Origin of the sequence: Lactobacillus jensenii DSM 20557, assembly GCF_001436455.1 — a bacterium.
GTDB classification, from domain to species: Bacteria; Bacillota; Bacilli; order Lactobacillales; family Lactobacillaceae; genus Lactobacillus; species Lactobacillus jensenii.
Genome location: NZ_AYYU01000088.1, coordinates 1 through 261 on the forward strand (window position 1 = coordinate 1; position 261 = coordinate 261).

Below are 261 nucleotides of genomic sequence, written 5' to 3' on the forward strand. Positions count from 1 at the left end.
TACAGTACCAGATCCAGCAGATGGTATTAAGAATAAGGATGACTTACCAGATGGTACTAAGTACACATGGAAAGAAGTTCCTGATACAACAACTCCTGGTGAAAAATCAACTACGGTAGTAGTAACTTACCCAGATGGAAAGAAAGTTGAAGTTCCAGTAACAGTAACTGTAACCGATACTACTCCAGACGCAGATAAGTACACTCCAGAAGGTCAAGACGTACATACTAAGCCAGGTACAGTACCAGATCCAGCAGATGG

1 protein-coding gene is annotated in these 261 nt (G+C 41.8%); it reads left to right on the forward strand.

The features are described 5' to 3' along the window. Window positions 1-261: Rib/alpha-like domain-containing protein (locus FC45_RS07560; RefSeq protein ID WP_269082398.1), on the forward strand; the 261-nt coding region annotated here is incomplete at both ends.